Genomic DNA, 13718 nt, shown 5'->3' on the forward strand with positions numbered 1-13718 from the left:
AAATACAAAACTAAAACGAAAAGGCCGCATATTAATGCGGCCTTCTGTTTATGGCTTTGGACTGATAACTTTCGTCTTATCGCTTTCGACGATTTACCTTTTGTGCCAGTTAAAACGCGTAGTCCACAGTAACCCCCCAGTTACGGCCAGCTTCCGTCTGACGGTCCAGTTTGCCCTGTTCGGTTGCCGTAGAGTCACCCGCAAGATTCTGGTACTGCCAGTATTTCTTATCAAAGGCATTAAAGAGGCCCGCACGTAGCGTCAGATCATTGGTGGGACGATAGTAAGTGGTCAGGTCAACCACCGCATAGCCCGGAGCATCCACATTCGGCTTTTGACCTGCATCAGAACGTTCCCATTCGTCTTTACGATCCGCCGCGGTAACCGTCAGTGCCCCGCCCCACATTTCGCTTGGCGCATCGTAACCTAGACCAACGACTGCAATAAACGGCGCCACGGTGTCCAGGGTATCGCCGGTTTCTTTATTTTCCCCATCCATGTAAGTCATCGCCAGACGGGCATAGGTTCCCATCGGCGCACCAAAGGCTTCATCCAGCCACAGGCTGCCCTTCAGTTCTGAGCCATAAATACGGGCTTTATCGATGTTTTCATTTTTCGTGATATCAATGCCACCCACGTCATTGGTTTGACTCTTAATGAAGTTCTTGTAGTCGTTATAGAAGAACGACATTTCAACTGCACCATAGCGGTTGTTCCCGCGCAGACCAATTTCGTAAGACTGGCTCTCTTCTGGTTTCAGGTCAGGGTTGGCTTCCAGTTTGTAGCCGTGTGCCGCATTGTCTTTGGCGTAGTACAGTTCGTAAATTGTCGGAGAGCGGAAACCTTCGCTATATTGCGCATAGGTGCTGAAATTATCTGTCCAGTGATAAACCGCCCCAAGGCGGGACGTCAGTTTGTCACTATTGTGTTCCTTCAGGCCAGAATCACCTTGCGGCTTGGCTTTAAAATCGTCATAACGCAGCCCCGCAGTAACCACCATCTGGTCATCCATCAGGAAAATCTGGTCCTGAACAAAAACTGCGCGCTTCTCGGAATCAGACTTAGGGACTTCAGATGAACCCGGCGATAATGTGCCGCGATCCAAGAAGTAGTCAGTATAATCAAGGTCAAAACTGGCGTCAGAAGCTGCGATGCCGTAAGTCAGTTCGTGACGGCTACGGCTTAGCTGCAGTTCTTTCTGCATCTGAAGATCAAACTGCAGGCTGTCATCTTTGCCTTTTCGCAGACGATCGCGGTTGCCGTAACGACCAGTGTGATCGAAGTTATGGTGTTCGGTTTCGCTTTCCGACCAACTCAACTGCCATTTCAACGTATCAAAGACAACGTTGTTTGCCAGCCACTCGTGCTCCAGACCTACGCGATAGCGGTCATCTTTATCATCAAAATGCACGTTGGTGTAAACGAAGCCCGGCATCATACCCATGCCGCCATCATAGCCTTCCTGTGACAGATTCCGACCATCCTGGCTCTTGGTATTAAATTCCCCTGTCAGGCCGACACGGTGATTTTCGTTGAGCTGATAAAACAGTTTACCCAGCACATTGTGAGAATCGTAGCTAAATGGGTTCGCCGCCCCACGCTGCTCGCCAATCACATCAGCACCATCGCCGTGTACTTCTGTCTCATGACCATTGCGGTAAGTATAAATAACCATTGATTCCAGATCGCCGGTACGGTTTGCCAGCTCCACTGTGGCTTTATACTCATCGTTAGCACTGGCATAGCCAGTTTTAACGCCCACATGCGTATCGTCACCCGCTTGCAGCATATCCTCCGGTTTCTTCGTACGCATATACACGGTACCACCCAGCGCATCGCTTCCGTAAAGGGTTGAAGACGGCCCTTTATTGATTTCAATCGCTGTCAGGGTATCAACATCAAACCCGTTCGAGTTTTTACGCATTGCGTCAGCACCCGGGTTATAAGAGGAAGGCTGCTCTACGCCATCCAGCAACACTTTGACACGGTTGCCGCTCATGCCGCGGATGGTGAAATCCTGCATGCCAAAGCGACCTCTGCCATTCACCTGCACCCCCGGCTCATACTTCACCGCTTGGGTAATGTCTGTGGCCAGATTCTGCTCCATCTCCTCCGCTGTAACTTTTGACACGCTGCTCGGTACATTCTTAATACTTTGTTCAGAACGAGTACCCGATACAACGACTTCATCAAACACAGACACATTTTCTTTTGCCTGCAGTGAAGGAGAGATTGCCAGAATGACTGAGCTGGCGATCAAAGTGAGCTTGTTTGTCATAGTTTCCTGCTTATTGAAATCATTATCAAAAACAACATTTGATAAATTATCACAAATAAAAACGATAATTACTATCATTTGCATTGTGATCAGGATCAATTTTCAGAATTTATTGCACACAAGGTCTCACTTTCAGCTATACCGACTTTTCATAAAAACGATGGCTAGTCTAGGGGTAGTACGGTTATCATTCTTGTCTTGCTGAGCTCTGCCGGATAATAGCAACACAATAAAGCAGCAATCCGCTTAACATCTCAGTAGTTAGTGAAAACAAATGACATTTCCCCTTGCCGCCTGTACCGAACACTGCTAATATCCGCGCTCAATTTATGACATCGCGTAAGGTCGCATTATGCGATGTCCTTATTAGACAACTTAAAGAGACTTTAAGATGAAATTTGAAGCAGAAGTACGTACTGACCTAGGTAAAGGTGCGAGCCGCCGCCTGCGTCACGCTAAAAAATTCCCAGCTATCGTTTACGGTGGTGAAGAAGCGCCAGTAGCAATCGTTCTGGAGCACGACTCAGTGATCAACCAAATGGATAAGCCTGAGTTCTACGAAGCAATTACTCTGGTTATCGACGGTAAAGAAGTTCAGGTTAAGCCTCAGGACATCCAACGTCACCCGTACAAGCCAAAAGTTGAGCACATGGACTTCAAACGCATCTAATTGCGGTTGTCTATTGCGAAAAAAAGCGCCCATTGGGCGCTTTTTTTATACCTGATCGAAACGCAAACTCATCGATGAAAAATTGATGAAGAAAGCGTTCAGTGCTGGCTTCCTCACTCGCCCCTGCCGATTAGCCGTGTGGCTATTTTCAAAACAGATCTTGTTGAGGGGAGTCATGATCCTGAACGGACTGACCTGCATCTTGCTGTTGTCTGGCTTTCAAGACTCGTTGATAACGTTGCCGACATAACCGAATCACATTGCGTTTCTGCTCATTCGTCAGATTTTGCCAGTGAAACCGCTCATCACGAGAACGGAAACACCCTTTGCAATAACCCCGATTATTTGCCTGGCAAACACCGACACACGGGCTGGGAACGGTAAAGAAGTCTAATTGTTCCATCTCCCCCTCCTTCGGCGGCCATGATTTCATCAGTCTTTCTGATAATAATCGCTATTGGCTTTTTCTCCAACCGGTTAACACTTCATTAACTAACATACCGTCCACTTTACATTCTTCCGCTTGGATTAGGATCAATTGCCAGAGAAAAGCGGGGAAAAGACCCAACTTGCAAGACTAACAATAATTCTGCTACTGTTTACGAGGTTATCTGGAAGGAGCCAATCACTACTCATCCCACAAAAGACCGATGAATGGTTCATTGATCTTAGTGAGAACGCTGATTTTAAGGAGGGAGCCATGGATTTTTTTGTACCATCTGCATCTGACCCACAGCAAGCCGAAGCGGTATTCACCTCGATTGCCAAACACATTCAGGCGCCAGCACAACAACAACGCGTCTACAAACTCGAATGGCGACATGAAGGAAAAGTCTGCCAATGCGAAATCGGTAAGCCGTTACCGGCAATTTTCCGAAACGACGAAACAGTTCTCGCAATTTATGACTGCGGCGAGGTTTACAAAATTTGTACCCCTAACCGTGGTGCCATCAAATTTGACCCGATTCTGGCGTCTAAATCGGCCGTGCAACATGTAGAGTTTTTCAGCCACTAGTCACTGACTCGTTACTGGTTACTAAAAACGCGCCATCTGGCGCGTTTTTCAAAACAGCCCTAATTGCGGCGCTGTGATCTCTTCAAAATACTTACCGATAAATGGCAAAATACCATCAGCGACCGGCTTAAGTTGCTTATCAACATAGTGCTCGTAGTCAATCGGGCTCTGCTGGGCTTCTATCGGTTCGGGACCGTTCAGCGTAATCACATACTCAATCCAGCCACCATTCTGGTACTGTAATGACCGCCCTGCTTTCTGGTTCACTTCATCTGCCATACGGGCGGCCCTGACATGAGGTGGCACATTTTTCTGATATTCAGATAAGTTACGTCGTAACCTTTTGCGATAAACCAGCAACGCATCGTGCTTGCCGCTACGGGTATCCTCCACATATTGTCTGACGTAGTCTTCCACATCCTGGGCGTGAAACACCTTATGGTACAGGGCCTGCTGGAAATTCTGAGCCAGTGCCGTCCAGTCTGTCCTGACGGTTTCCAGCCCTTTAAATACGATCTCTTCCTGATCCCCTTTCACCACCAGCCCGGCATAACGTTTCTTACTGCCAGTCTCCTGCCCCCGAATGGTCGGCATAAGAAACTGGTGATAATGAGTCTCGTATTCCAGCTCCAGTGCGGATTCCAGGTTATAGGTTTCACGCAAATGATCCCGCCACCATTGGTTGATATAGGCAACCAACTCTTTCCCGATGGTGTCGGCTTGCTTAGCACTGTGCGCTGTTTTCAGTGAGACGAAGGTCGAGTCCGTGTCCCCGTAAATCACTTCATAGCCCTTAGCCTCAATCAGCTCACGAGTTGTCTTCATGATTTCATGCCCACGCATGGTGATGGAAGATGCCAGGCGATGATCAAAGAATCGGCAACCGGACGAGCCCAGCACGCCATAAAAGGAGTTCATAATGATTTTCAGGGCCTGAGAAAACGCCTTCTCACCTTCCCGCTTGGCCTGATCACGGGCAGCCCATAACTCTTCAATCATTTGCGGCAGGAAGTGGCGCTTACGGTGAAAACGGCCGCCCCGGAATCCGGCAATGGCCTGATCATCTTCCTTGCCTTCTTTCAGCAAGAGTCCCTCCACCAGCCCGAGAGGGTCAATCCGAAAAGAACGGATAATGGACGGGTACAGCGACTTAAAATCGAGTACCAGTACCGACTGGTACAACCCCGGTTTGGAGTCCATAACGTAGCCACCGGGGCTGGCAATCCAGTTCTCGCTTTCCAGATTGGGGGCGACATACCCGGCACGGTGCAACTGCGGCAAATACAAATTGGTAAACGCGGCTACCGAGCCACCGACCCGGTCCAGTTCTACCCCGGTCAACCGACTGCGTTCAATGGCAAAATCCAGCAGGTGGGTATGCTCGAAAATACGTGAAACCAGCTTACAGTCCTGCAAGTTGTATCGCGCCAGCGACAGCTTGTCATGACGATACATGTGGTTAATTTCCGCCATACGGTCATGGGCGTTATGGATCGCCTTGCCCTCGCCCAGCAGTTCACGGGAGACCGACTCCAGCGACCAGGAACGAAAGTTGTAAGTGGCCGTTTTGAGGGTATCAATACCGTCGAGCACAACCCGACCGGGAAGCGTCAGAAACCCTTGTTGCGGATTTTGGGTAGACTGCCGCCAGTGCGGCGTTTGTCTGCCTCGTCCGATCCGCAAGCTCAACCCATTCCATTCAGCACGACGCAACAGCAGGCGGAAGTCGAAATCAATCACGTTCCAACCGATAACAATATCCGGGTCAAACTGTTCAAACCAAGTTTCCAGCGCCAGTAACAAAGCCTTTTCTGACTCAACCCATTCAATCCACGGCGCAGCCTCTTTCACCTCTTCCGGATTACCGACCATGATGACCCGGCTGTCAGTGTTACTATGCAACCCGACGGAGTACAGCACGCCTTTTTCTGAACATTCGATATCCAGTGACACCACAGATAAAACCGGCTTGTAGTCAGCGCTCTTTGCTTTTACCTGGGTGAAATCCTGATAACCATTCCGCTGCTGTTTAACGCCGCTGAACGCGATGCCGCCGCGAATAAAACGCTCCATCAAAAAGCGGTCTGCGAGACGGATATCTGCCTCATACGCTTCAATGCCTTCCGGAGTCAGATACTGACTGACCTGTAAGCTGTCTTTGACAGAGGTGCAATAACACGCGGTCATCGGTTCATGCCGAAAATTTTTCATCGGCAACGATTTCCAGTCAGCGGCAATCCCAGCCTGACGTAACAGCTGTTCTGCCTGAGCCTGATCCTGCTGGCGAATGAAGCACACCGGCTTATCCCCCTGCACTACCAGCTTTGCCGGACCGTCATCGGTACTTACCCATAAGGTGATTTCTGTCGTACCGCGAACATCGCGACTCTGACGTGTCAGCACAAAGCCTTTTGATTGAATAAGCAATGAAACCTCAGCAGCCATGACGGCTTAACCTATCTTTCTATCAATCTTATCAAACTCAGCCACAATCCAGCCGCCAAAGTCAGTAATCATGAAAAGAGTTGCTTTTTTTGGCACCTGAGTGCCGGAAATCAGAACAAATAGACGTTCAATCTCGGTCTTTTTTTCCGGGTAGTAACCCAAAAACATCTCGGCGGCCTGCTCAACAGACAATGCCAAGCGTCGTTCTCGATGAAACACCAATGAAAAACAGCTCCAGACCATTTTTTTGGCAACAGAACGGCAGTCATCAAGATACTGGGCTACCACCCGGGTCGCCATAATGCGGCGTCGGTAATTTTCTAGTTGCTCGCGCAAATCACCGTTTTGCATTTTGGCGATGTCCCAACTGGCCTCAAATTGGCCGAATCGGGATGACAGATCATCGCCCGACAGACACCGGCACCCGTGCTTCAACCAGAACCCCCAACGGAATATCCCATCCAGACCCAGAACGTCGTCCAGCGTCACCCACTGGATATCCAGCCCTCGAATCACCGAGCCGTATAAGTGGGCGGTGCGTCGTTCAATGACATCCAGCGTACTCAATTGGGCTGCGGTAAGGGGCCGGTGCAGCACCAGCGTCAGATTCAGATCAGATTGTCCGGGGTGTCCATCTCCTCTGGCAATACTGCCTGCGAGATACACGCTGTGCAGATGCACAGCCAGCCCCGCTTTAAGTTGATGGAGAATCCCGCTGACAACAGGCTGAAATTCCGGTTGAAGTGCAAAACGATTATCGAGAACAGGTAAAACACGTGTCACAGCTGGCCCTTATAGCGATCAGTCAACCTGCGAATTATAACGGTTTCATCCGTGTCTGTTTAACGTAAATCCCCGCTTAGTCGCAGTTACCGGAGACAAAATTTTTGGTTTCCCCATCATACCCATCATGAAAATGTTGGTGTTGCTGCCTTTCCGTGGTAATTTCCGTTTTTTATCTCACAGAAAGATCAAATCCATGCCAAAAGCGAGTGATATTAAGAAAGGGGCCGCTGTACAGTACAACGGTAAATTGTTGCTTGTTAAAGATATTGATGTTCAGAGTCCGAGTGCTCGAGGCGCAGCTACCCTTTACAAAATGCGCTTTCGTGACGTGGCTACCGGCCTGAAAGTTGAAGAGCGTTTCAAAGGCGATGATGTTCTGGACACTGTCGACCTGTCCCGTCACCAAGTGACGTTCTCTTACGTTGACGGTAGCGAATACATCTTTATGGATGTAGAAGATTTCAGTCAGTACAGCTTCAACGAAGAAGACATTGAAGACGAACTGCTGTTTATCACTGAAGAAATTCAGGGACTGAGCGTACTGGTTGCTGATGGTAAACCAGTTGGCCTGGAACTGCCTGCAACCGTTGAGATGGTGATCAACGAAACTGATCCGTCAATCAAAGGCGCATCTGCGTCTGCTCGTACCAAGCCAGCCCGTTTTACAACAGGTCTGACTGTTCAGGTACCTGAGTACATCTCAACCGGCGAAAAAGTTAAAATCAACGTTCAGGAACGCCGCTTCATGAGCCGAGCAGACTAATTGTCTTGCTCCTGCTGACCTTTGAAAGGATAAGCTTCGGCTTGTCCTTTTTGTTTGGCCAAACCTCAGGGATTCAATCTTTACCCTCTCGCCAAAGCCGCCTGGTTTATACCAAACAGGCTTGCCAGGAAAACATACCCTGATTGTTGATGGCCTGGATTAAATCCCCCCTGCCCGCCCGCAAACGCTGGTATTCAGAGATGGTATCGTTATACTGTCGCTTTACTCCTTCATTAGACTGATACCGCTCATGGACAATCAAGACCTGATTTCATACGACGACGTGATCGACACCGCCTACGACATTTTCCTGGAAATGGCTTCAGACAATCTGGAACCTGCTGACGTGATGCTTTTCACCCTGCAGTTTGACGATCGCGGCGCTGCCGAACTGGTAGAAACACAAGACGACTGGGCAGAACACGTAGGTTTTGACGTCGATAAAGACGTATACGCAGAAGTACGTATCGGCCTGGTTAATGAGGAAACCGACGAGCTGGACGATGTTTTCGCCCGTCTTCTGATCTGCCGCGATCCAGACAACAAATTCTGCCACATTCTGTGGAAACGTGACTGATTCAAGGCAGCTGGTTCTTAAGTGATAGATTAAAAAGTAACAGATTCTAAAGTAACGAATCTAATGTGGCTGATGCATTGTCTGGCTGAAGACCGATTCGCGTCAGAAGATACATCACAAATAAATAACTCACTTAGACATCATATTTCAGTGCCACGAAAAAGCAGAAGGCGAGGTAAATACCTCGCCTTTCTTATTACCGGCTCCGCTAACTGAGCAGTTATGACGCCAGAACTGACTTATCTTCATTCTGACTGCGACGAACCCAGATCAGACTCAGCATCACCAGCACAGCCATCACAGACATAACCGCTCCCAGGTTGTACTGATTTTCAGCCCCCATTAACGAAGCCGCCAATGTTGCCAGACCTGCACCCAGGTTCTGCAAACCACCCAGAATTGCGCCAGCCGTCCCAGCATGATGTGGGAATGGTTCAACCGCTGCCGTTGTCGCAGCCGGAAATAGCACCCCAGCTCCGATAAAGTAAAGAAACGCACCACCAATCAATGAATTAACGGTTACCAGCCCGGATAACCCCGGCAGCAGGATAGTCAGTGAGCCAGCAATGATAGCGATCATACCCAATGTCATTACCCGGCGGTTACCCAGTTGTTTCACCAGCACGGCTGACATCCATGAGCCCGCCAAATATCCCGGTAATGGCAGGACAAACAACCAGCTGACCGTTTCCGGATCTAATTTCAGTACACTGCCAAGCAGCACACCCGCGGCAGCCTCAAACACCGCAATACCTGCAAATGTCGCGACCAGACACATTACATAGCCCTGGAACCGACGATGCCCTAGCACATAGCGGTAGCTGACCATTACACGTTCATGACGGCGTTTCTCTGCCGGCAAGGTCTCTGAAAACTGAGACATCATTGCCAGCGTTACCACCGCACCAAAGATCAACAGGAACAGATAGCTGGCCTGCCATTCAAAGTAAGAGGACAGATATCCCCCCAATACTGGTGCAATCAGTGGCGAGAATATAATTCCCATACTCACCAAGCTGTTAGCTCGGTGTAATTCCGCCCCTTCATACGCGTCACGGGTTACCGTACGGCACATAGCTCCGCCACAACCGGTACCCATGCCCTGGATAAAGCTGGCCAGCAGGAACAATTCAAATGACGGCACAAACAGTGCGCCGATAGTACCCAGCAAAAAGATCCCCATACCGAGCAGAATAACCGGACGGCGTCCGACGCGATCTGACAATGGCCCATACACAAACTGGGACAATCCATAAGGGATCAGGTACGCAGCCATGACGGCCTGCAGGTATGACGACTGTACTGAAAAATATTCCGACATCGCAGGAATAGAAGGCACATACATGGTTTGTGTCATTTGACCAACCGCGGCCAGAATGATTATCAGAAATAACAGTTTTACCATGTTGGTAGAAGACGATTGCATTTCCACAACCAGAATCCTTATCACAGAATAATGTTTCGATACATGCGGTAGATTTGAACGAAATCCGCCAACTTAAAGAACAATTCTCTTTTAAATTTCAGGTTTGCAATTTATAAGGCCAAAAGAATTAGCCTTGATGGCAAGATTAACTGGAGAATTCGAGCAGATAGTAATCCTGAAGCCCTGACTAAGCAAGGACTTAGCCCACTCAACAGCACGATACTTTATTATGAATCGGATTAGTTAAGCTAATATTACTAACGCATTTTCCACATCATGAGAAAAACCCGCCTACATGCATTTTTACGCAACCATTTTGAATAGAGTGAATATTCATTTTCAGTATGTTTTCATACTCCAGATGCAAATGCATCTGGAGTAATATCCTTGCCTGATCACTATCGGAACCATAAAGTTTCAAGGAAGCCAGAATACAAAAACAGGCGGACAATCAGATGGCGAAGCGGTGTATGCCACGACGAGAACTTACTCAGTATGTCAACCCACCCAAAGCGGGCAAATAAAAAGCCCTGCCAGAAGGCAGGGCTTTATATACTTGACTGACATCAGTTTGAATCAATCAAAGTGGAAACGGTGCTTACCGTGGCTCGCTTTGGTACGCAGGTAATTTTCATTACCGTCTTTAACATACGCTTTCGTGCCCACAACTTCCGCAATCTCAATACCCAGAGATTCCAAATCACTGATTTTTTTCGGGTTATTGGTGATTAGACGGATTGCATTAATCCCCAGAGCTTTCAGCATCATCGCCGCTTCAGTAAAGTCACGCAGATCATCCCCGAAACCCAGGTGGTTATTGGCTTCGTATGTGTTCATGCCCTGACTTTGCAACTCATAGGCATCAATCTTGTTATACAAGCCAATCCCACGGCCTTCCTGACGCAGGTACAGAAGAACGCCGCCTTCCTGACCCATTCTTTCGATCGTTTCGTCCAACTGCTCACCACAGTCACAACGTGAAGAATGAAACACATCGCCCGTCAGACATTCAGAGTGCATACGAACCAGAGGCGGTACATCGCCCTTGTCCGCACCACGGAAAATCAGTGCTACGTGTTCTTTACCTGATGCTAACTCATTAAATGAAAGCAGCTCGGCCGGTATATGACTTTTCTGGCCGACTTTGAATGGCACTCGGGCCCTTACAGTTACCATGTTGTTCCTAATTACGTTTGCTGCCGGGATTGCAATACCCAGTCAATGAGACAGTTATCAGCAGAAACAGCCTATCGTACTCGCGACAATGCTAATAACTCAAAAAAACTAATCAGCCCAACGGGAGTCAAACGGCTCTACCCGGACTATCACTTATGCAGTGATGATATCTAAAATTATTACACTTAAACAGCGCTAAGGCACTGTGATAACAAATTAGCCTGTTGAGGCATACCGCTAAGATCGCCCCGCTCATGTTTCTCAAATGATCCTTCACCACTCAAGATATGTTATAACATAACATATCTTAATCTTGCAATGAAACACTTCGTGGCGTCATCTTGCAATCCGCGCTAACTGGTGGCTTTTATCGAGGAGTAATAAGCCCTGACTTTATCGCTCTGGAACACAACCGCTGACAGTAGCGTAAAACAGATCACCCCTCCCATGATAAACAGCAATCTCCCCCAACTTTCTCCCATCACAAGACGGACAGAAAGCATGTCATAGGTCACCAAGCACCAGATAGCGGCATTGAGCAGCAATCCCGCTCCCATCACGACAGGTATCCAGGCGGAGCGCATCTTGAGCAAGAGCGGTAAGCACACCAGCAATAACGCCACATCAAACACCGAATGGCGAAAAAAATGTGCTGCTAACAACCAGTAACTTATCACAACCGGCAACAGACGCCACATTCTTGACTCTCCTTCTCACGCATTCAAACATCGCATCAATATTGTTAGTCATCAACATGATGGTCCCAAAAACACAGATTCATTAACACAGCCCATTAACAGTCATTATATATACATGTTATAAGCGGTATTTGCCTTAGATTAAGATCAATAAAGCATAGATCCTCTGCAAACAATTATGCTGAGTTATTAGTCAGTAATGTACAATGAAAATAACATCCAATTACGTACCTGATGGTCTGTAATATCCGCACGAATTATGGTTGAATGTTTTTCCTTCGTTAATTCTGACGCATGTACCGCACTATGGATCTGACATTCTGGCGACGCTGGCGCTTGCCCGCTCTGGTATTTATTCTGGGTACATTAGTCATTATGGTAAGCTCACCGTTTCTTGGGGAGAGATTATTTGCGTCTGAAGCCAAGGAAAGGATGGACAATCTGTTCGACTTCTACCAGAAGCGCTACATGGATATCGGCAAGGAAGCAAGGCGACTCGCCACGCAGTTATCCTTCACTTGTGATGAACACGATATCGGTATTCTACGCGACGCCAGTGAAAACCCGACGGTCATTCAGTTTCTGGAACTCCAGACCCCTCATGAGCATTGTTCCGTCTACGGGAAAGATGTCAGCCTGATTAAAGACTTCCGGAACAAAGAGTTCTTTTTCCTGCATGACAGCCAGTACAATGCGTTTATGGTTGAGCCATATTTCAATCAGCGTCTGAAAATCACCTTCTATCTGGCCAAAGGTGAAATGATCCTCATCACAGAGCCTTTCCAGAATGTCTTCACGGACAGCGAAGCCTGTATCAACTGTTTTGCGATGTCACTGCTGTATCGAAATCGTGAATTGCCCATAAAACGTAAAACAGCCGACCAGTCTTATCGCCTCATTGCCAGTAAAGCATTCACAAAAGAGTTTGATGTCCAGCTTTACGCCACTGAGCAGGGTCTGAGGGAAGTTGTCGATCATGATGTCGAAATTACCCAAATGCTGCTGATGTCTCTGCTGCTGTCCTTCAGTCTGATTCTGGGTTTGCGCAAGCCTCCTGAGAAACGGCTCAGCGATCTGATCGTTCACGGATTGAAAAACAATGAATTTGTTCCTTATTACCAGCCTATCATCAATACGGAAACACATAGGGTGGAATGCTGTGAGGTACTGATTCGCTGGCACAGGGCGAACGGAGAGGTCATTGCCCCAAATCAGTTTATTCCCATCGCGGAGCACAACGGGCAAATCCTAGAGCTGACCGAAAACTTACTCGACAAAGTCGTCCATCAGTTCTCAGAGACGTTTCCGACAGGGCCGACCTTCTCCCTGAGTGTCAATGTCACTCCGCAGCAACTGGAAAACCATCGCTTTGTTGACTGCGTACTGAATATTCTCAGCAAAGGTAAGCTCCCAGCAGAGAAAATTGCGTTTGAAGTAACCGAACGCACGCCTTTTACTGATGTGTTACGGGCGAAAGAAGTCCTGGACCGCTTCAAGCATCACGGAATCAGTATCAAGCTGGATGATGCAGGCACGGGCTATGGCGGCTTCAGCTACCTGCAATCACTGCCGATTGACACCCTGAAAATCGATAAAATGTTTATCGATACGATTGGCACCAATGATGTGAAATCCTCCCTGCTGGATGCAATTATCCTGTTTGCTCATCACGCCGGGGTTGAGCTGATCGCAGAAGGGGTCGAATCGCAAACACAAGTTGATTACCTGCAAAGCAAAGGGGTCTTGTTACTGCAAGGGTACTATTTCGCCAAACCAATGCCGTTTGATGAACTGTGTCAGTACCTGAGTCGCCATCACGGTCTGGAGATTCCTACAGCTACCGCGAACGAAAACAAACAAGAAGTTCCAATGGCCTGATGCTTG

The 13718-nt window shown here is 48.2% G+C and carries 12 protein-coding genes; 5 read left to right on the forward strand and 7 right to left on the reverse strand.

All coding sequences use genetic code 11. The features are described 5' to 3' along the window. Positions 1–109 precede the first annotated feature (109 nt). A complete protein-coding gene (locus FH974_RS09080) occupies positions 110–2278 on the reverse strand; it encodes a TonB-dependent hemoglobin/transferrin/lactoferrin family receptor (RefSeq protein ID WP_207103220.1) in 2169 nt (722 codons plus the stop codon). A gap of 391 nt (positions 2279–2669) precedes the next feature. Between FH974_RS09080 and rplY the strand changes: the two genes are divergently transcribed. Continuing rightward, positions 2670–2948: a 50S ribosomal protein L25 gene (gene rplY / locus FH974_RS09085; protein WP_047885630.1), complete on the forward strand. Its 279-nt coding sequence runs from the start codon at positions 2670–2672 to the stop codon at positions 2946–2948. 148 nt (positions 2949–3096) lie between these two features. On the opposite strand, the gene FH974_RS09090 is transcribed toward rplY, so the two are convergent. Further along, positions 3097–3351, reverse strand: coding sequence for a DUF1289 domain-containing protein (locus FH974_RS09090; RefSeq protein ID WP_047885631.1), 255 nt, complete (start codon positions 3349–3351; stop codon positions 3097–3099). A gap of 297 nt (positions 3352–3648) precedes the next feature. Between FH974_RS09090 and FH974_RS09095 the strand changes: the two genes are divergently transcribed. Continuing rightward, entirely contained in the window at positions 3649–3963 is a 315-nt protein-coding gene (locus tag FH974_RS09095) for a hypothetical protein (RefSeq protein ID WP_047885632.1), read from the forward strand. A gap of 48 nt (positions 3964–4011) precedes the next feature. Here FH974_RS09095 and FH974_RS09100 read toward each other — a convergent pair whose 3' ends face one another. Beyond that, entirely contained in the window at positions 4012–6408 is a 2397-nt protein-coding gene (locus tag FH974_RS09100; protein WP_047885633.1) for a DNA polymerase II, read from the reverse strand. Positions 6409–6414: 6 nt separating this feature from the next. Further along, positions 6415–7191, reverse strand: coding sequence for a nucleotidyltransferase domain-containing protein (locus tag FH974_RS09105; protein ID WP_207103221.1), 777 nt, complete (start codon positions 7189–7191; stop codon positions 6415–6417). Positions 7192–7387: 196 nt separating this feature from the next. On the opposite strand from FH974_RS09105, the gene efpL reads away from it, so the two are divergent. Both efpL and FH974_RS09115 read left to right on the forward strand, forming a co-directional pair. Next, the gene (gene efpL / locus FH974_RS09110) at positions 7388–7957 is read left to right on the forward strand and encodes an elongation factor P-like protein EfpL (protein ID WP_047885725.1); all 570 of its coding nucleotides are present in this window, start codon (positions 7388–7390) and stop codon (positions 7955–7957) included. A 250-nt stretch (positions 7958–8207) separates the two neighbouring features. Continuing rightward, positions 8208–8534 (forward strand): HI1450 family dsDNA-mimic protein, encoded by a 327-nt coding sequence (locus tag FH974_RS09115; protein ID WP_047885635.1) that lies wholly within the window; start codon positions 8208–8210, stop codon positions 8532–8534. A gap of 220 nt (positions 8535–8754) precedes the next feature. On the opposite strand, the gene emrD is transcribed toward FH974_RS09115, so the two are convergent. From emrD to FH974_RS09130, 3 genes are all read right to left on the reverse strand, one after another. Further along, on the reverse strand, positions 8755–9960 hold the full coding sequence (emrD, locus tag FH974_RS09120) for a multidrug efflux MFS transporter EmrD (protein ID WP_242551816.1): 1206 nt from the start codon (positions 9958–9960) through the stop codon (positions 8755–8757). A gap of 576 nt (positions 9961–10536) precedes the next feature. Further along, positions 10537–11136 carry a GTP cyclohydrolase II gene (locus FH974_RS09125; protein ID WP_047885636.1) on the reverse strand — a complete coding sequence of 200 codons (600 nt, stop codon included), beginning with the start codon at positions 11134–11136 and terminating at the stop codon, positions 10537–10539. A 353-nt stretch (positions 11137–11489) separates the two neighbouring features. Continuing rightward, positions 11490–11834: a hypothetical protein gene (locus FH974_RS09130; RefSeq protein WP_047885637.1), complete on the reverse strand. Its 345-nt coding sequence runs from the start codon at positions 11832–11834 to the stop codon at positions 11490–11492. Positions 11835–12140: 306 nt separating this feature from the next. Here FH974_RS09130 and FH974_RS09135 point away from each other — a divergent pair, with 306 nt between their 5' ends. After that, a complete protein-coding gene (locus tag FH974_RS09135) occupies positions 12141–13712 on the forward strand; it encodes an EAL domain-containing protein (protein ID WP_169776032.1) in 1572 nt (523 codons plus the stop codon). The last annotated feature ends 6 nt before the right edge of the window (positions 13713–13718 follow it).

It is taken from the genome of Photobacterium ganghwense (assembly GCF_017329545.1).
GTDB classification, from domain to species: Bacteria; Pseudomonadota; Gammaproteobacteria; order Enterobacterales; family Vibrionaceae; genus Photobacterium; species Photobacterium ganghwense.